The following is a 17,655-nucleotide window of genomic DNA, read 5'->3' on the forward strand; positions in this document are numbered from 1 at the left end:
GGCCGTCCTCTCATGGAGTACGCAGTGCGGCGACGAACGCCGGGTCCCCGCTGACCACCGCGGTGCTCGGCCGCTTCCACAACGCACGGTAGACCGCGTCCGCGGTACCGACCAGGGACGCGGTCGTGTCGAGCTCCGTTGGCTTGCCGATCTCCGGCGTGGCGTCCTCGGAGAGCGTGACCAGCCACGCGCGGCCCGCGTCGGCGGCGTGCACGAGCACGGTGCCCGCGACGTCGGTGGGGAAGCGGGCGACCATGATCGTGAGCACCTCGTCGACGCCGTCGGCGGCGAACTCCGGGTCGAACACGAGGTGTGGCACCTCGTTGCCGTGGGCGGCGTGTTCGGCGTCGAGCCGGTGGATCGCGGTCTCGTGGGCCTGCCGCCGCGCCCAGAACCCGGTGCCCGAGTTGCCGGCGAACGCCCACGCTGGTGCGCCCGGCCCGCGCTCCGCCAGCTCGGTGAGCATCGTGTCCAGCCGCTCGTCCCAGAAGGCGAGCAGCTCGTCCCAGTCCTCGGGCGGGCGCTCGGTCCTCGGCGCGTCACCCGACGCTTCGGCGTCCAATGCCAGCACGACCTGGGCTTGCACGCGGGCGATGTGCCGCACCAGCCGGTGCACCGTCCACCCGGGACACGTGGGCACCCCGGCGTCCGGCCCGGCGGTCACCGCCGCAGCACGCAACGCCGTTGCCTGCTGCCGTGTCTGTTCGAGGAAATAGTGAAACTCCACGGGAAATACCCTAGTGGCAGGCGGCGCGGTCGGGGGATCTACAAGCGGGCCTGTGCGTAGGCCGCCATGGCCGTGCGCAGGAACTCCGCCAGGCGCGGGTCCGTCCTGTCGAAGTTCCCTCGGAACCTCGGGTCGTCGGCGTACAGGTCGCCGAGACCGGTGTAGGACTCGCGGTCCGGCGTCCAGTGCCCGGAGGACAGCCAGCGGTAGTGGCCGTCGAGCACGTCCAGCACCTCGGTGTCGCCCGGCTCGTGCCCAGCGTCGATCAGGGCGAGGAGCGCGTCGAGCTGCTCGGCCCACTGCTTGCCCTGTGACTGCCACCATTCCTTGGACTTGTCCCTGACGCGTGCGCCCGCGGCGTCCACCTGCTCGGCGCCCCACCGCTGCCGCGCCTCCTCCTGCAACTCCTCCTGCTTGGCGGCGTCGAAGCCCTCGAACCAGTGGTCCATCGATCGTCCCTGTGTCACGTTGTCACCCTCCTCCAGTTCCTCGATCGTGCGGGTGACGGTGCGCGCCAGCCGCGCGAAGCGGTCCCGCTCCGCCCGCAGCCAACGACGGTGCATCCTCGAGCACCTCGACCCGGTCCCGGCCCTGCTGGACGATCTCCTTGATCGCGTCCAGCCCGACGCCCAGCTCCCGCATCACGAGGATCTGCTGCAGCCGCAGCAGCTGTTCCTGCTCGTAGTAGCGGTAGCCGTTGCCGCCGACCCATGCAGGCGGCAGCAACCCGATCTCGTCGTAGTGCCGCAGGGTGCGGGACGTCACCTTGGACATCTTCGCGACCTGCGCGATCGACCACGCCATACCGACCACCAAGACCTCGACGAACCGTTTGCCGCCTACGGTCGAGCGCCCACAACGTAGAAAACCCCTGGTCAGCGAGCCAACCAGGGGCTTTCCCGCACGGCTCAGCAGTCGCTACGCCCAGCCTTGGCAACGAACCTAGCCAGTCCCAGCAAGTCGACCGGGACCACAGGTCCAGCGGGGTTCTTCGAGTCCCGAGCGAACGCCTGACCACCCTGCCAGGTCAGCTCGACACACTCCCCACCATCCTGACTGAACGACGACTTGCGCCACTCAGCGATATCAGGCTCCAGAGGGCGCACGGAGTGCACCTCCTCACAGCTCATCGATACGACGGTTGATCAGGTCGATTGTCCGCTCCGGGCTCAGCGCGGTGGCGCGGAGGTTGTCGAACACCGCGTTGTAGGTGCGGACGTGCTCCCCGCCAAGGTAGTCAGCACCTGACAGATGCCCCACGTAGACGATGCCGGGCAGGCCCTCGATCACGTTGATGACCGAGAACGAGATGTTGTCCGAGGCGTGCGTGCCCGCGTCGTTAGGGATCACCTGAATGTCGACATTGGGCAGATTGTGGAGGTCACGGATCAGTTCGAGCTGGCCACGGAGCGTCTTCGGTCCGCCGACCTCCTTCTGAAGTGCGCCTTCACCAACGATCAGCCAGAGATGCGGGCGGCCAGTCGACTTTAGACGCTCAACCCGCTCCCAGCGCTCCTCAGCCATCCTGTCCACATCGACCAGCGTCACAGTCGCGGACTTGCCCAACTGCGCCCGTGCGTAGTCGACGGTCTGAACGCTGCCAGGCCACGAGGACTCCGAGAACAGCTTCAGCGAGGCAGCGCCCGAGATCAGGTGCACGTAGCGAGCTGCCCACTCCTGCACGCGTGACGGCGGGAGCTTGGCGCGACCCAGAGCCGCCAGGTCGCGCAACCGCTGCTGTTCTGACTCCGGGATCTGATAGATCCTGAAGCACTGATCAAGGTCGGCGTCACGCACTGGCACAGCGCCTTGCTCGACGCGAGTGAGCTTGCCCGCGTGCCAACCAAGCGCAGCGGTAGCCGCGGTGGTGAGCAACCCGGCCGACGTCCTGGCTGCGAGCAGCTCCGCGCCGAGGATGACTCTCTGTACTGCCGAGCCGAGATCAGGGTCTGTCATGCGCGGCATTCTGCCGTCCGGGTCACGCAACGTGCACTGTCCTACTCCGTTTGATGTAATCCACCATGTTCAACAACTACAACCTACAATTGTAAGTTACTGTTGCAGATGTCGACGGGGTGTGTCTTCCACATGAGTCGTCGGTACGACGGTTGATCATTCTTACCGCCGCTCCGCACCCCGTCGGCCTGAAACCTGAGGACAAAGAGGAGGTGCGCAGTGGTGGTAGCCCAGCTCGGACTCGACGACATGATGAACGAGTTGCGGGCGCGCAAGTGGACCCTGTTCACGTGGGGACCCCAGAACGCCCCGCATCTGGTTGCAGGGCAATACCGCTGGGCTGACGTCCTTGACACGGTGCTCCTCCGCTCCAACGGGCTCGGGTGTGCCTACAGATGTCCGGCCAAGGTTCCGGACCCGTTCCGGCCTGACGCAGTGGTGTTCGAGTTCGAGAGTTCTTGGCTGTGGGCACTCCGAATGATCCTCATCATGGATCCGCCAGGGCACCCAGATGCACCTACACGCATCCAGACCCCGTCTCGCGCATGCTTGGTGCCCACGGATCTTCCGAAGCCCCTCGTAGTTCGGCCTTTGTCTAAGGTGTCCCCTCCCCTAGCTGCCCGAGCTGGGAGAACCTGACGATGCCCCGGACGCGCACCTAACCCCCCGATGAGGCGCGTGTTCGGAAGGCCCGGGTTCCGAACAGACCCCAGTTGGACCGGGCCGGTAGGACCCACCCCCAGCGGGGTTAGTCGCGCTTCAGCCGGTAGCTAGATCAAGCCGGGGCTAGCCGCGGCTTCAACCGCTGGGGGTGGGTTCTTCTCTGTCCACCGTGAACGGAGCCCACTCCGCCCACGGTCGGCATGGACACGTCGTGAACAAGGACCCCAAGATTTCACCACCGAGGAGAAGCACCTGTGGGCCGACATGTTGGAAGCGACGGTAACGCTAAGGCCGCGACGCGGGTACAGAATGCAGTCTTTGCTGAAGGGGTTAGCCCGAACTCGTCGTGTGGTAGAAGCACGGCGTGCGCGAACACGCTTACGCGAGCCTGGTGGGCACCGCCGTCGGAGACGCTCTCGGCGATGGCCTCCACCTGCGGGACAACGCGATCCACCGGCGGCTGCCGGCCGCGCCGTGGCGGTGGACCGACGACACGGAGATGGCGTGCTCGGTGTACGACGTGCTCTCCACGCACGGCCGCGTCGAGCCGGACGCGCTGGCGGCGAGCTTCGTCGCGCGCTACGACGTCGACCGCGGCTACGGCGCCGGGATCGACGCGATGATGCGCATGGTGGCCCGGGGCGAGGACCTGCGCACCCTGGCCGCGTCGGCGTTCGGCGGCACGGGTTCGTGGGGCAACGGCGCTGCGATGCGGATCGCGCCGCTCGGGGCGTGGTTCGCCGGTGACCCGGCACGCGCGGCGGCGGAGGCCGCGGTCGCCGCCGCCGTGACGCACACGCACCCGGAGGGCGTCGCGGGCGCCGTGGCCGTCGCGGTCGCCGCCGCGGTGGCGCCGGAGAACCTGTTCGCCGAAGTGCTGCGGCACACTCCGCCCGGCGAGGTGCGGTCCGGTATCGAGAAAGCGGCGACGCTGGCCGGGACACCGGAGGACGCCGCCGCGCAGCTGGGCACCGGGGGCCGGGTGAGTGCACCCGACACCGTGCCGCTCGCGTTGTGGGTCGTGGCCCGGCACCCGGCCGACTACGAGGAGGCCGTCTGGGAGGTCGCCGCGCTGGCCGAGGACGTCGACACGCTGTGCGCGATCGTCGGCGGGATCATCGCGGCCCGCGTCGGCGAGGCGGGCATCCCCCAGCTGTGGCGTGAGTCGGTGGAGCCCCTGCCCAGTGTCCCGAACTGGAAATGCGGTGCGTGAGTCGGTGGATCCAGGTTTCTGCCGGCAAGGCGCCGATCCTCTCTCGTACCGGGTTGTACTTGGGTGGATCGGCAACGCCGCCAGAAGGAAGCTGGGCCGCCGAATCGGGTGCCAGATTTCCGGTTCGGGACACTAGCTGGGTCTGACGGCGGCCCAGTCCAGCGTCACTTCGCCGAGGCGCCACCGTTTGCGCCGGTCCTGAACAGGCCATTCGCGTGCGAGCAGCGCCACCGCCTCCGTCCAGCGGGCGCGGGGGCCGAAGATCGCGAACGGGGCCGCGCGGGCCCAGCAGTGGTCGAGCGCGGCGAACAACGCGTGCACCCGCTCGCCGGGCACGTTGCGGTGGATCAGCGCCTTCGGCAGTCGTTCCGCCAGGTCGGAGGGCTGATCGAGGTCGCTCGGCAGGCAGGCCAGCGTGAGCGTGCGGGGCCCGTCGGCGTCGAGGGTGACCCAGCAGCAGCGGCGGCCAAGCTCGTCGCACGTGCCCTCGATGATCAGGCCGCCGGGTGCCAGCCGCTTCCGCATCGCGGTCCAGGCCGCCGCGACCTCGGCCTCGTCGTACTGGCGCAGCACGTTGAACGCCCGCACCAGCGCGGGCCGCGTGCCGGCCAGCTCGAACCCGCCCCGCCGGAACTCCAGCCGCGGCGGGTCGGCGGCGGGTGCGGCGGCCGTGACCCGCTCGGGGTCGATCTCCAGCCCGAGCACCCGGACATCCGCGCGGACTCCGCCGAGACGGCGCGCCAGCTCGACGGTCGTGACCGGGGTCGCGCCGTAGCCGAGGTCGACGACCAGCGGGTCGGCCGCCCCGAGGAGTGCGTCGCGTACTCGTGGTGTCGAAGCGGCCCAGCGGTCGGAGCGCCGCAGCCGGTTGGGGTTGGTGGTGCCGCGGGTGGGGGTGCCGAGTGGCCTCAGTGCTCGGCCAGCCACTTCTCGGCATACTCCGCCTCGGCGGCGAGCAGCTTCGTGACCTGCTCGGCGACCACCTTCTCGATCTTCCCGCCGATCAGCGGGATGCTGACCTTCACCTCGGCGCTGACCAGCAGCTCCGTGCTGCCGCCGCCACGTTCGGTCAGCCTCCCGCGCGAGGTGATGTTGGCAGGCACGCCGTTGATGGTCGCCTTGCCCGCCGACTCGTGCCCTCGCCAGCGCTCCTCGCGCTCCACCACGAGGTCGCCGTTCAGGATCGACCGCACGGCGCTGGGTAGCTTGCTCGCGTCCACGCCCTGGCGGAGGCGGAAGGCGGCGGTGTCGCCATCGAGCCGGTGGTCGAGCAGCGCGGCGGACTTGCCGCCGATGTCACGCAGGCGCGCGGTGAGGAAGGCCTTGTCCACCAGGGTCGAGAAGACGTCGTCGGCCTTCGCGGCGAAGGTGGCGCGGTGCTCGAAGCGGCTGGGCATGACCGGGAGGTTACCGTTGGCGCCCATGACGAGCCTCCCCCTCGCCGCCGTGCCGCTGTCCGGCTACACGACGCTGCGCGTCGGCGGCCCCGCAACCCGGTTCGTGTCGGCCGAGTCGGCGGAGGACGTGGTCGCCGCCGTACGGGCGGCGCAGGACCGCCTGCTCGTCCTTGGCGGCGGCTCCAACCTGGTGATCTCCGACGACGGGTTCGACGGGACGGTCGTCCGCGTCGCCAACACCGGCAGCAAGATCGACTCCCTCGGCGACGGCCGCGTCGCGCTGACCGTCGAGGCAGGCGAGGACTGGGACACGGTCGTGTGCCGCACCGTCGAGGCGGGACTCGGCGGTCTCGAGTGCCTGTCCGGCATCCCGGGCTCGGTCGGTGCCACCCCCGTGCAGAACGTTGGCGCGTACGGCGTGGAGATCTCGCAGCTGCTGATCTCGGTAGACCTGCTCGACCGCGCGTCCGGCGAGGTTCGCACCCTGTCCTCGGCGGAGCTGGGCCTCGGCTACCGCACGAGCATGCTGAAGAACACCGAACGCGCGGTGGTGCTGCGCGTCCGCTTCGAACTGGCGGACGGCGGCATGTCCGCGCCGATCCGGTACACCGAACTGGCGCGGCTCCTCGGCGTCCGGCAGGGGCGGCAGGTCCCGGCGGCCGACGCCCGCGCGGCGGTGCTGGAACTGCGGCGCGGCAAGGGCATGGTCCTCGACGTCGACGACCACGACACGTGGAGCGTCGGCTCGTTCTTCACCAACCCGGTGGTCGCGGACAGCGAGCTGACCGGTGTCCTGTCCCGCATCACGTCGGTGGTCGGCGCGGACACCCCGGTGCCGAGGTACCCGGCGGGTGTCGGCACGTCGAAGCTGTCGGCCGCCTGGCTGATCGAACGCGCTGGCTTCGCGAAGGGCTACCCCGACGCGGCGAACCCGGTCACCCTGTCGACCAAGCACACCCTCGCCCTGACCAACCGGGGCGCCGCGAAGACCACCGACGTGCTGGCCCTGGCCAAGGAGATCCGCGACGGCGTCGACGCGAGGTTCGGCGTGGCCCTCCATCCGGAACCGGTGCTGGTGGGCTGCGCGCTCTAGGCCCGGAACGCTCGTGAAGCCGAGGCCTGTGCGCGGGGCTTCATGACGATCTGGTCCAGGTTCACGTGTGCGGGCCGGGTCACCGCGAACGCGACCACCTCCGCAACGTCGTCGGCGGTCAGCGGCTCGATGCCGTCGTACACGGACGACGCGCGGTCGGTGTCCCCGTCGAAGCGGACCAGGGAGAACTCGGTCTCCACCATCCCCGGGAGCACCTCGGTGAACCGCACCGGCTGCCCGAGCAGCTCACCGCGCAGCGTCCGGTGCAGCGCCGACTGCGCGTGCTTGGCGCTGGTGTAGCCGGCGCCGTTGTCGTACACCTCCGTCGCCGCGATCGACGTGATCGTCACGACGTGCCCGTCGCCGGACTCGACCAGCGCGGGCAGCAGCGCCTTGGTCATCCGCAGCGTGCCGAGGACGTTCGTCTCCCACATCCAGCGCCAGTGGTCCTCGTCCGCGTCCGCGACCCGCGCGAGGCCACGGGCGCCGCCCGCGTTGTTCACCAGCACCCGGCACGGGCCAGCGTCGGCCACGAACGAGTGAACTGACGAGGGATCCGTCACATCCAGCGGCAGCGCCACACCACCCACGGAATCGGCCAATTCGGTCAGCCGATCGAGCCTGCGGGCGCCCAAAACCACCCGAAATCCGGCATCGGCCAGGTGTCGGGCGGTGGCGGCGCCGATGCCGGAACTGGCGCCGGTAACAATCGCTGTGCCGAGGTTGTTCATGTTGCCGATCCTGCACACGCGGGTAACCCAGCCGGTGAGAGGGTGTCGGGTGACGAGTGTCACACTCGCATCCGCGCACCGTGACGGTGCTGGGGCGTCAATACAAAGAGGGACTCGAGCCAGGCGGAGGTTTGAACGGTGAGATCCGGACGGCGGGTAATCGGTACGGTCGCGACCCTGGTCGCCGCCCTCACTTTGCTCGCGTCGTGCACGTCGGAAGGTGACGACGGGAAGAGCAGCGGGCCGTTCGAGAAGAAGGCGCCCGCTGCCAAGCTCGTGTTCGCGCCGGAGATCGGCGCGGTCGACGTCCCGCCGACCACCCCGGTGAAGATCACCGTGGCCGACGGTGAGCTGACCGAGGCGGCTGTCGCCAATCCCGAGGGCGCGCCCCTCACCGGGCAGCTCGCCGAGGACAAGAAGAGCTGGACCAGCGCCGAGGTCCTCGGCTACGGCAAGGCCTACACGTACACGGTCAAGGCGAAGAACTCCGAGGGCAGGGTGACCGAGAAGACCGGCGCCTTCAACACCCTCGCCCCCGCCGCGACCCCGCGCGCCACGATCAACCCCGGCGACGGCGCGACGGTCGGCGTCGGCATGCCGGTCAGCGTCAAGTTCCCCGAGGGCGGCCCCGAGGACAAGGCCGCCGTCGAGAAGGCGCTGGTCGTGGAGACCTCCCAGCCCGTCGAGGGCTCGTGGGCGTGGATCAGCGACAACCAGGTCGACTGGCGGCCGAAGGAGTACTGGCCCGCGAACACGCAGGTCACGGTGAACGCGAAGCTCTACGGCCTGGCCTACGGCGGCGGCGCGTACGGCAAGTCCGACCTGTCGACGCAGTTCAGCATCGGCCGCAACCAGGTCGTGAAGATCAACACGCCGGACCACGTGATGAACGTCTACCGCGACGGTCAGTTGTTCGCGGCCTACCCGTCGAGCAACGGCGACGACAACGACCCGAACCTGAACACGCCCAACGGCACGGTCATCGTCATGGCGAAGGACCCGGTCGGCGACTTCTCCAACCCGCGCTACGGGTACACGAACGTGATGAAGAAGTGGGCCGTCCGCATCTCCAACCACGGCGAGTTCATCCACGAGAACAACGACAACGCCGCCAACATCGGCAAGAAGAACAGCTCGCACGGCTGCGTCAACCTGCTGGAGGCCGACGCGAAGGCGTACTTCGACAGCGCGCTGATCGGTGACCCGGTCGAGGTCACCGGCTCCAGGGCCAACTACCCGACCACCTCCGACGTGTTCGACTGGCTGATCCCGTGGGGCCAGTGGCAGTCGATGTCGGCGCTGAACTGAATGGCGCGCGTCACCGGCGCGGGCAGCACGCGCCTTGCCTTACGCACCGCCGGTGATCCGCAGGGGCCGCCGATCGTCTTCGTCCACGGCTGGGCCGCGTCCAGTGCGGTGTGGTCCGGCCAGCTGGGTGACCCCGCGCTCGCCGGGCACCGGCTGGTCGCCGTCGACCTGCGCGGCCACGGCGCCTCCGACACTCCGCAGGACGGTTACGACCAGCCTGCGGTGTGGGCGGCGGACCTCGCCGCCGTGCTGGCGTACTGCGGCCGTCCCCCGGTGCTCGTCGGATGGTCCTACGGCGGCCTCGTCGTCACCGACTACCTGCGGGAACGCGGCACGGACGGGGTCGGGGGCGTGGTGCTCGTCGGCGGGCTCACCGAGATGGGCCGGGACCGGCCGGGTGGCGGGGTCGGCTCGGCGTGGGACGGGATCATGCGGCCCGCGCTGTCCGAGGACCCCGACGAGGCGATCCCGGCGCTGACCACGCTCGCCAGGCGGATGACCGAGGAGCCGCTGTCCGGACCCGACATCCAGCGGTACGTCGGCGACATGCTCCGCGTGCCGCCTTCGGTGCGGAAAGCGCTGTTCAGGCGGGACATCGGCAGCGCGGAGGTGCTCGCGGCGATCGACGTCCCGGTGCTGGTGGCGCACGGGACGGCCGACACGGTCGTCACCCCGGCGAGTGCCGAATACGCGGCGGGGAAGATTTCCACCTCCATCGTGCGTTGGTTCGAAGAGGTGGGACACATGCCGTTCGTGGAACGCCGTGCGGAGTTCAACGCGGCCCTGCTCGAGTTCGCGGGGCCGGTCGCCAACCACTAGTCGGGAGTGGATGTTGACGGTCGATGAGGATTCCGTGGGGTCGGTGCTGCGCATGCGGCAGTTACCACGCAGAGTGGCGGTGCTGTCACTGCACACCTCGCCGCTGGAACAGCCGGGCACCGGCGACGCGGGTGGGATGAACGTCTACATCACCCAGACCGCGACCCGGATGGCCCGCCGAGGCATCGCGGTCGAGGTGTTCACGCGTGCCACCTCGTCCGACCTGCCGCCGGTCGCCGAGCTGGCGCCGGGTGTGCTGGTCAGGCACGTCACGGCGGGTCCGTACGAAGGTCTCGGCAAGGACGAGCTGCCTGCCCAGCTGTGCGCGTTCACCGCGGGTGTCCTGCGGGCGGAGGCCCGGCACGAGCCCGGCTACTACGACCTCGTGCACTCGCACTACTGGCTGTCCGGCCAGGTCGGCTACCTCGTGCGGGACCGGTGGGGCGTGCCGCTCGTGCACTCCGCGCACACGCTCGCGAAGGTCAAGAACGCCGCGCTCGCCGACGGTGACACCCCGGAGCCACGCACCCGCGAGTTCGGCGAGCAGCAGGTGGTGGACGAGGCCGACCAGCTGATCGCGAACACCGACGTCGAGGCCGCGCAGCTCATCGACCTGTACGGCGCGGCGCCGGGCACGGTGCGCACGGTCGCGCCGGGCGTCGACCTGGACATGTTCCGGCCGGGCTCCCGGGCCGCGGCACGGGAGGCGCTCGGCGTCGCGCCGGGCGACACGGTGCTCGCGTTCGTCGGCCGCATCCAGCCGCTGAAGGCCCCCGACGTGCTGCTGCGTGCGGCCGCCGAGCTGCTCGCGAGGGGCACGGTGGCACGGGACCGCCTGGTCGTGGTGGTCGTCGGCGGGCCGTCGGGGTCCGGGCTCGAAGCACCGACCGCGCTGCAGGAGCTGGCCGCGACGCTGGGCATCGCCGACGTGGTGCGGTTCCTGCCGCCACGCGGGGGCGCCGCGCTGCGTGACGTGTACCAGGCCGCGGACGTGGTCGCCGTGCCCAGTCACAACGAGTCGTTCGGCCTGGTCGCGCTGGAGGCGCAGGCCTGCGGCACGCCCGTCGTCGCGGCGGCCGTCGGCGGGCTGCCGGTCGCGGTGGCGAACGGCAGGTCGGGGCTGCTCGTGACCGGGCACCACCCTGGCACCTGGGCGTCGGCGCTGTCACATGCCGCGTTGCGGCCGGACGTGCGGGCGCGGCTGTCGCTCGGGGCCGTCGAGCATGCCAACCGGTTCTCGTGGGACCGTACGACCGACGCGCTGGTGTCCGGGTACGCCGACGCCGCGACCGCGTTCCGGCGCGCGTTGTTCGAGACGGGGGTGGCGGTGTGAGTGGGCTGAACACCGAGGTCAGCGACGTCATCGAGGCGACGCTCGCCGAGCGGGAGCTGACGTACCAGAGCCCCGCGGCCGGGCGGTACTTCGTCACGCTGCCCGGCACGAAGAAGCTGCAGACCAACGTGTGGCTGCGGGTGAACCCGCACGCGCTGGTGCTGGAGGCCTTCGTGTGCAGGCGGCCGGACGAGGCGTTCGAGGACGTGTACCGGTTCATGCTGCGGCGCAACGCGAAGCTCTACGGGGTCGCGTACACGATCGACCAGCTCGGCGACATCTACCTGGTGGGGCGCGTCTCGCACGAGTCGGTGACGCCGGACGAGCTGGACCGGCTGCTCGGACAGGTGCTCGAGACGGCGGACGGCGACTTCAACACGCTGCTGGAGATCGGCTTCGCGTCGTCGATCCGGCGGGAGTACGAGTGGCGGGTGTCTCGCGGCGAGTCGCTCGCGAACCTCAAGGCGTTCGAGCACATGCTGACGCCCTCGACCCCCGAGGTTTGATTTTGTATGCAGGTTCGCGGAGCGGCTCGGGCGAGGGGGGAGTCGCGATCCCGAGCCGCCCCGCGTTAGGTTCCCGCCGCGTCGGAGCCCTGAGCGGGGGGCACCCATGGGAATCCGGGCGGGGTACGGCTCGGCAGGGGAGTCGAGCCGTACTGCTGCCCCAACGGATCAGGGAGTGCGTGGGAGCTGATCCGCAAGGGCGGTGTCAACCTGTCAGAAGTCGGGCGGTTACACAAGGCCACGAACCGGGCCGCGACGGGGTAATTGCACTCCGTAGGTAACAATTTGGTGACGACCCTTAGTTGTAATCTCGACACAGGGTTGTTTGGAGCACTCAGGTTGACCCGAATGGGTGGCCCGGACCGTGTAGCTCCGAATTCTCTGGCAGTCTGCTCGACATGTCTGGATCGATGCACGACCCCTCGGTCGGAACGCTGATCATGCTCCGTCACGGCGAGAGCCTCTGGAACGCGGAGAACCTGTTCACCGGCTGGGTGGACGTGGCGCTGTCGGAGAAGGGCAAGGCCGAGGCCGAGCGCGGCGGCGAGCTGCTACGTGACGCGGGCCTGCTGCCGGACGTGGTGCACACGTCGTTGCTGCGCCGCGCCATCTCGACCGCGAACATCGCACTCGACGCGGCGGGCCGCCACTGGATCCCGGTGAAGCGCGACTGGCGCCTGAACGAGCGGCACTACGGCGCGCTGCAGGGCAAGAACAAGAAGCAGACCCTCGCGGAGTTCGGCGAGGAGCAGTTCATGCTCTGGCGCCGGTCCTACGACACCCCGCCCCCGCCGATCGAGCCGGGCGCCGAGTACGGCCAGGACGGCGACGTGCGCTACGCGGGCATCGACGCGCCGATCACGGAATGCCTGAAGGACGTGGTCGCGCGCGTGCTCCCGTACTGGGAGGACGAGATCGTCCCCGACCTGCGCGCGGGTAAGACGGTGCTCCTCGCCGCCCACGGCAACTCGCTCCGCGCCCTGGTCAAGTACCTGGACCGCATCTCGGACGACGCGATCGCGTCGCTGAACATCCCGACGGGCATCCCCCTGCGCTACGACCTGAACGACCAGCTGGAACCCCTCAAACCAGGCGGCCAGTACCTCGACCCGACGGCCGCGGAAGCCGCCGCGAAAGCGGTAGCCAACCAAGGCCGCTAACCCCGCGAGTCCAACCCGCACGACCCGCGAGTTCGACTCGCACGACCTGCGAGTCGAACTGGCACGCGGGTCCTGTCCTCCGGGGGCTCCTCGCCGGAGGACAGGACTCCGGGATGGCAGGCAGCCCCGGGACCGGTGTGGTGGGGCTTGGCGTTCTCAGGGCTTAGATCAGGCCAAGTTCGTGGGCTCGGATGCCTGCTTGGAAGCGGGATTCGGCGCCAAGGGCGGTCATCAGTTCGGCCACGCGGCGGCGGTAGGTGCGGACGCCGAGGCCCAGGGTGCGTGCCGCGGTCTCGTCCTTGCAGCCGGTCGCCAGTAGTTCCAGTACGCGGGGGGCGAAGGTGGTCAGTTCCGCGTGCTGGGCGTCGTATGCGGCGAGGTCCGTTGCCGAGCGCCAGGCCGCGTCGAACAGTGACGACACGTTCTGGACCACGGCCGGCTCGGTGACCACGCCGTAGCTGCGTCGCCCGTCGGCGAGGTCGCCCGCGAGGATCGCGAAGCGGCGGTCGATGATGATCGTCTCGTTGACGTCGTCCTGTGTGATGCGGACGGTCGCGCCGTTGGTTCTGGCAACCGTGCGCAGGTGTTGCGCGGTCGACGGGTTCAGCAGCGCGGCCGGCTGGTACAGCTTTCGCAGCCGTGGCCTCTTCTCCTGTACCGGCGTGTCCGGTGCCGGTCTGGTCGCCGCCCACGTGTTCAGGTCCCGCGCCGCGCACGTGATCTCGCTCGCCGTCGCGAAGAGGTGGGCCGTGCGGGCGAACAGTTCCTCCTCGCCGCGGACAACCGTCACCTGGTCGGAGCTCATGCCACCAGTGTCCCCGAAACCGCAACCCGGGCGGCCGAATCAGGCAAGAAGTTGCCAATGCCGGCAGCGAAAACACGGCGCGGACAAGCTGGCGCCATGACCACTTCGATCGACGCCACCGCCGCGGGTACGTGGCGGCTGGGTGACCGCACCGTCAACCGCATGGGCTTCGGGGCCATGCGCCTCATGCAGCACGCCGACGGCACGCCCAGCGACCGCGACCAGGCGATGACCGTCCTCCGCAGGGCCCTCGAGCTGGGCGTCAACCACATCGACACCGCCGCGTTCTACTTCTCCCCGGTCCGCTCCGCCAACGAACTGATCAACTCCGCGCTCGCGCCCTACCCGGAGGACCTGGTCATCACCACGAAGGTCGGCCCCGGACGGGACCCGGCGGGCGACTGGCACCACGTGAGCACGATGAAGGCGCTGCGCGGGCAGGTCGAGGAGAACATCCGCCAGCTCGGCCTCGACCACCTCGACGTGGTCAACCTCCGCATCGGGCAGGCCCTCGATCGTGGTGAGGGCTCACTCGCCGAGCCGTTCACCGCACTCGCCGAGCTTCAGCGGGAAGGTCTCATTCGTCACCTCGGTATCTCCAACGTCACCGCTGACCACCTGAAAGAGGCGCTGGGAATCGCTTCGGTGGTGTGCGTCCAAAACCAGTACGGACTGACCGTGCGCCGTGAGGACGACGCGCTGGTCGACCTCTGCGCGGAGCACGGCGTCGCGTTCGTGCCGTTCTTCGCCATCGCCAGCGGCACGGAGCAGGCCGTGGTCAGCGAGGTCGCCACGGCCCGTGGCGTCAGCGAGGCGCAGGTCCGGCTCGCCTGGACCCTCCACAAGGGGCCGAACGTGCTTGCCATTCCCGGCACCGGCAACCCGGCGCACCTCGAGGAGAACGTGGCCGCCGCCGGGTTGCGCCTGAGCGAGGAGGAGCTGTCCCGCTTGGACACGATCGGGTGAACTCCGGCTTTCGCTCGGGCGAACAACGGCGATTTGGGTGTCAGGACAATCACCTAAGCCCGTGGCGGACTGGTCCGCGCCACCCCTGACCTGCCTACGATTCGCCGGTGACCGACTTGGTCTGGATCATCCTGACAGCCGGAGCGCTGGTCGTCGGCCTCGTCGTCGGCGGAGCGATCACCAGAGCGCGACAGCGGTCGGCGGCGCAGCCCCCGGCCGGCCCGACGATTGCCGCCCTGCTCGAGAAGCTCGTGCACTCCTCGCACAACGCGGTCGTCATCCTCGACGAGTTCGGCGACGTCGTGCAGCACAACCCGCGCGCTGAGGAGCTGGGGGTGGTCCGCAACCGCCGGGTCGACGCCCACCTCAAGAAGGCCGCGGAGCTGGCCAAGGAGACCGGTGAGCCGGTCGAGATCGAGCTGCGCCCCCTGGAACGCTCCTACGGCCGAGGCCCGGAGGCGGTCCGCGGCGAGATCCGTCCGCTCGGCGACGGGTTCCTCGCCGTGGACGCCGCCGACGAGTCCGAGGCGGTCCGCCTGGAGGCCACCCGCCGCGACTTCGTCGCCAACGTCAGCCACGAGCTGAAGACCCCGGTCGGCGCCATGGCGCTGCTGGCCGAGGCGTTGCTGGACTCGGCAGACGACCCCGAGTCCGTCCGCCGGTTCACCGGCAAGGTCCACCACGAGGCCACCCGCCTCGGCAGGCTCGTCACCGAGCTGATCGCGCTGTCCCGCCTGCAGGGTGCGGAGCGGCTGCCGGAGCTGAACGCGGTGGAGATCGACGCCGTCGTGCGCGACGCGCTCGGCCGCGCGAAGCTGTCCGCGGAGACCACCGGCATCGACATCGCGACCGACGCCGACTCGAGCCTGCTCGTGGAGGGAGACCGGACACTGCTGGTCACGGCCCTGGCGAACCTCCTGGAGAACGCCGTCGCCTACTCCACGCCGGGCAGTCCCGTCTCGATCAGCCGCCGTCGCGCCGGCGATTTCGTCGAGATCGCGGTCACCGACCGCGGCATCGGCATCCCGGAGGAGGAACAGCAGCGCGTGTTCGAGCGCTTCTACCGCCTCGACAGGGCGCGTTCGCGCGCGACCGGCGGTACCGGCCTCGGGCTCGCGATCGTCAAGCACGTCGCCGCCAACCACGGCGGTGAGGTCAGGCTGTGGAGCCGCCCGGGCACCGGCTCCACGTTCACGCTGCGCATACCGGCCCACCCGAACTCCCATGGCAGTAGCCCCAACGGTGCAGGAGGCAACCAGTGACCAGGGTGCTGATCGTCGAGGACGAGGAGTCGTTCGCGGACCCGCTCGCCTTCCTGCTGCGCAAGGAGGGCTTCACGGCCGCCGTCGCGAGCACCGGCCAGCAGGCGCTGGCGGAGTTCGACCGCAACGGTGCCGACATCGTGCTGCTCGACCTGATGTTGCCCGGGATGAGCGGCACGGACGTGTGCAAGGCGCTGCGGCAGCGCTCCGCCGTGCCGGTGATCATGGTGACCGCCCGCGACAGCGAGATCGACAAGGTCGTGGGCCTGGAGATCGGCGCAGACGACTATGTGACGAAGCCGTACTCGGCGCGTGAGCTGATCGCGCGGGTGCGTGCGGTGCTGCGCCGGGGCGGCGAGTCCCCGGACGGTGAGCTGCCGCAGGTGCTCGCGGCGGGCCCGGTCCGGATGGACGTCGAGCGGCACGTGGTGACCGTCGGCGGCGGCGAGGTCCCGCTCCCGCTGAAGGAGTTCGACCTGCTCGAGTACCTTCTCCGCAACGTCGGGCGGGTGCTCACGCGCGGTCAGCTGATCGACCGGGTGTGGGGCGCGGACTACGTCGGCGACACCAAGACGCTCGACGTCCACGTGAAGCGGCTGCGGTCCAAGATCGAACCGGACCCGGCATCGCCGAGGCACCTCGTCACCGTGCGTGGTCTCGGCTACAAGTTCGAATCGTGAAGAAACTCTTCCCATAACGCGACCGCCCGGTAACCTTGCGCCCCGTGCGCCTTGGGGTTCTGGACGTGGGCTCGAACACGGTCCACCTGCTCGTCGTGGACGCGCATCGGGGCGCGCACCCGATGCCGGCCAGCTCAGAGCGGACCGTGCTGCGTCTCGCCGAGCGCCTGACCAGCAACGGAGACCTGTCCGCATCGGGTGTCGACGACCTGGTGCACACGGTCGCGCTGGCCAAGAAGTCGGCGCGCAAGCTCGGCTGCGAGGACCTGATGGCCTTCGCGACCTCGGCCGTCCGCGACTGCGGCAACGTCGCCGACGTTCTTACCAGGGTCCGTGCCGAGACCGGCGTCGAACTGCGGGTCCTCACCGGCGCGGACGAGGCCAAGCTGACCTTCCTCGCCGCCCGGCGCTGGCTCGGCTGGTCCGCGGGCAGGCTGCTGGTGCTCGACATCGGCGGCGGCTCGCTGGAGCTGGCCATCGGCATCGACGAGGCACCCGACTACGCGAAGTCGGTCCCGTTCGGCGCGGGCCGCCTCACCAGGGAACGGTTCTCGGCCGACCCGCCGGACCGGGACGAGGTGGCCGCGACCGCCGACTGGCTGGCCGAGCAGCTCGCGCCGGTCGCGAAGAAGGTCGCGAAACGGGGCGAACCGGACCGGGTGGTCGCCACCTCGAAGACGTTCCGCACGCTCGCCCGGCTGACCGGCGCCGCGCCGTCGTCGGCGGGTCCAAGGGTACGCCGGGTGCTGACCGAACCGGGGTTACGGCAGCTCATCGCGTTCATCTCGCGTATGAACGCGGCCGACCTGGCAGAGTTGGAGGGCGTGAGCGCGAGCCGGTCACACCAGCTGGTCGCCGGTGCCCTGGTGGCACAGGCCACGATGCGTGCTCTGTCACGGCAGGAACTGGAGATCTGTCCGTGGGCCTTGCGAGAGGGAGTCATCCTGCGCCGGCTGGACACGGTCGACGGAACCGCCGATGGGGAGGAGTCTTGATGCTCGCCGACGACCCCGCCGGAAGGCAGTTCATAATGTTT

General features: G+C 69.8%; 20 protein-coding genes. 11 read left to right on the plus strand and 9 right to left on the minus strand.

What is annotated here, in order from left to right; translation table 11 throughout:
- Nucleotides 1-10 precede the first annotated feature (10 nt).
- The 5 genes from WBA97_RS01615 to WBA97_RS01635 all read right to left on the minus strand — a co-directional run bounded on the left by WBA97_RS01615 (nucleotide 11) and on the right by WBA97_RS01635 (nucleotide 2,683).
- Entirely contained in the window at nucleotides 11-727 is a 717-nt protein-coding gene (locus tag WBA97_RS01615; protein WP_424228823.1) for a maleylpyruvate isomerase N-terminal domain-containing protein, read from the minus strand.
- 38 nt (nucleotides 728-765) lie between these two features.
- Entirely contained in the window at nucleotides 766-1,290 is a 525-nt protein-coding gene (locus WBA97_RS01620) for a TipAS antibiotic-recognition domain-containing protein (protein ID WP_424228824.1), read from the minus strand.
- On the minus strand, nucleotides 1,199-1,531 hold the full coding sequence (locus WBA97_RS01625) for a MerR family transcriptional regulator (protein ID WP_424228825.1): 333 nt from the start codon (nucleotides 1,529-1,531) through the stop codon (nucleotides 1,199-1,201). Before WBA97_RS01625 ends, WBA97_RS01620 begins: the two co-directional genes overlap by 92 nt.
- 104 nt (nucleotides 1,532-1,635) lie before the next feature.
- On the minus strand, nucleotides 1,636-1,857 hold the full coding sequence (locus WBA97_RS01630) for a DUF397 domain-containing protein (RefSeq protein WP_424228826.1): 222 nt from the start codon (nucleotides 1,855-1,857) through the stop codon (nucleotides 1,636-1,638).
- On the minus strand, nucleotides 1,847-2,683 hold the full coding sequence (locus tag WBA97_RS01635; RefSeq protein WP_424228827.1) for a DUF5753 domain-containing protein: 837 nt from the start codon (nucleotides 2,681-2,683) through the stop codon (nucleotides 1,847-1,849). The genes WBA97_RS01630 and WBA97_RS01635 overlap by 11 nt, the downstream gene beginning before the upstream one ends.
- Nucleotides 2,684-3,710: 1,027 nt before the next feature.
- Between WBA97_RS01635 and WBA97_RS01640 the strand changes: the two genes are divergently transcribed.
- The gene (locus WBA97_RS01640) at nucleotides 3,711-4,559 is read left to right on the plus strand and encodes an ADP-ribosylglycohydrolase family protein (RefSeq protein WP_424228828.1); all 849 of its coding nucleotides are present in this window, start codon (nucleotides 3,711-3,713) and stop codon (nucleotides 4,557-4,559) included.
- A 132-nt stretch (nucleotides 4,560-4,691) separates the two neighbouring features.
- On the opposite strand, the gene WBA97_RS01645 is transcribed toward WBA97_RS01640, so the two are convergent.
- Together WBA97_RS01645 and WBA97_RS01650 are read right to left on the minus strand one after the other, a co-directional pair.
- Nucleotides 4,692-5,486, minus strand: coding sequence for a class I SAM-dependent methyltransferase (locus WBA97_RS01645; RefSeq protein WP_424228829.1), 795 nt, complete (start codon nucleotides 5,484-5,486; stop codon nucleotides 4,692-4,694).
- Nucleotides 5,468-5,956 carry a DUF2505 domain-containing protein gene (locus tag WBA97_RS01650; RefSeq protein WP_424228830.1) on the minus strand — a complete coding sequence of 163 codons (489 nt, stop codon included), beginning with the start codon at nucleotides 5,954-5,956 and terminating at the stop codon, nucleotides 5,468-5,470. The genes WBA97_RS01645 and WBA97_RS01650 overlap by 19 nt, the downstream gene beginning before the upstream one ends.
- 25 nt (nucleotides 5,957-5,981) lie before the next feature.
- On the opposite strand from WBA97_RS01650, the gene WBA97_RS01655 reads away from it, so the two are divergent.
- Entirely contained in the window at nucleotides 5,982-7,049 is a 1,068-nt protein-coding gene (locus WBA97_RS01655; protein WP_424228831.1) for a UDP-N-acetylmuramate dehydrogenase, read from the plus strand.
- Here WBA97_RS01655 and WBA97_RS01660 read toward each other — a convergent pair.
- The gene (locus WBA97_RS01660) at nucleotides 7,046-7,780 is read right to left on the minus strand and encodes an SDR family NAD(P)-dependent oxidoreductase (protein ID WP_424228832.1); all 735 of its coding nucleotides are present in this window, start codon (nucleotides 7,778-7,780) and stop codon (nucleotides 7,046-7,048) included. The two genes, WBA97_RS01655 and WBA97_RS01660, sit on opposite strands and share 4 nt — an antisense overlap.
- Before the next feature lie 138 nt (nucleotides 7,781-7,918).
- Between WBA97_RS01660 and WBA97_RS01665 the strand changes: the two genes are divergently transcribed.
- From WBA97_RS01665 to WBA97_RS01685, 5 genes are all read left to right on the plus strand, one after another.
- Complete coding sequence (locus WBA97_RS01665; protein WP_424228833.1) at nucleotides 7,919-9,088, plus strand: L,D-transpeptidase; 1,170 nt, start codon at nucleotides 7,919-7,921, stop codon at nucleotides 9,086-9,088.
- Nucleotides 9,089-9,907, plus strand: coding sequence for an alpha/beta fold hydrolase (locus WBA97_RS01670; RefSeq protein ID WP_424228834.1), 819 nt, complete (start codon nucleotides 9,089-9,091; stop codon nucleotides 9,905-9,907).
- A gap of 10 nt (nucleotides 9,908-9,917) precedes the next feature.
- Nucleotides 9,918-11,240 (plus strand): D-inositol-3-phosphate glycosyltransferase, encoded by a 1,323-nt coding sequence (mshA, locus tag WBA97_RS01675; RefSeq protein ID WP_424228835.1) that lies wholly within the window; start codon nucleotides 9,918-9,920, stop codon nucleotides 11,238-11,240.
- 29 nt (nucleotides 11,241-11,269) lie between these two features.
- Nucleotides 11,270-11,746 carry a YbjN domain-containing protein gene (locus WBA97_RS01680; RefSeq protein ID WP_424228884.1) on the plus strand — a complete coding sequence of 159 codons (477 nt, stop codon included), beginning with the start codon at nucleotides 11,270-11,272 and terminating at the stop codon, nucleotides 11,744-11,746.
- 398 nt (nucleotides 11,747-12,144) lie between these two features.
- Nucleotides 12,145-12,906 (plus strand): phosphoglyceromutase, encoded by a 762-nt coding sequence (locus WBA97_RS01685; protein WP_424228836.1) that lies wholly within the window; start codon nucleotides 12,145-12,147, stop codon nucleotides 12,904-12,906.
- A 163-nt stretch (nucleotides 12,907-13,069) separates the two neighbouring features.
- Here the strand turns inward: WBA97_RS01685 and WBA97_RS01690 are convergent, their stop codons facing one another.
- Entirely contained in the window at nucleotides 13,070-13,711 is a 642-nt protein-coding gene (locus tag WBA97_RS01690; protein ID WP_424228837.1) for a DNA-binding response regulator, read from the minus strand.
- A 96-nt stretch (nucleotides 13,712-13,807) separates the two neighbouring features.
- On the opposite strand from WBA97_RS01690, the gene WBA97_RS01695 reads away from it, so the two are divergent.
- From WBA97_RS01695 to WBA97_RS01710, 4 genes are all read left to right on the plus strand, one after another.
- A complete protein-coding gene (locus WBA97_RS01695; protein WP_424228838.1) occupies nucleotides 13,808-14,677 on the plus strand; it encodes an oxidoreductase in 870 nt (289 codons plus the stop codon).
- A gap of 107 nt (nucleotides 14,678-14,784) precedes the next feature.
- A complete protein-coding gene (locus tag WBA97_RS01700; RefSeq protein WP_424228839.1) occupies nucleotides 14,785-15,939 on the plus strand; it encodes a sensor histidine kinase in 1,155 nt (384 codons plus the stop codon).
- Nucleotides 15,936-16,619 carry a response regulator gene (locus WBA97_RS01705; protein WP_424228840.1) on the plus strand — a complete coding sequence of 228 codons (684 nt, stop codon included), beginning with the start codon at nucleotides 15,936-15,938 and terminating at the stop codon, nucleotides 16,617-16,619. Before WBA97_RS01700 ends, WBA97_RS01705 begins: the two co-directional genes overlap by 4 nt.
- A gap of 44 nt (nucleotides 16,620-16,663) precedes the next feature.
- On the plus strand, nucleotides 16,664-17,614 hold the full coding sequence (locus tag WBA97_RS01710; RefSeq protein WP_424228841.1) for a hypothetical protein: 951 nt from the start codon (nucleotides 16,664-16,666) through the stop codon (nucleotides 17,612-17,614).
- Nucleotides 17,615-17,655: the final 41 nt, after the last annotated feature.

The sequence above is a fragment of the Actinophytocola sp. genome, assembly GCF_049647105.1.
Lineage (GTDB): Bacteria > Actinomycetota > Actinomycetes > Mycobacteriales > Pseudonocardiaceae > Actinophytocola.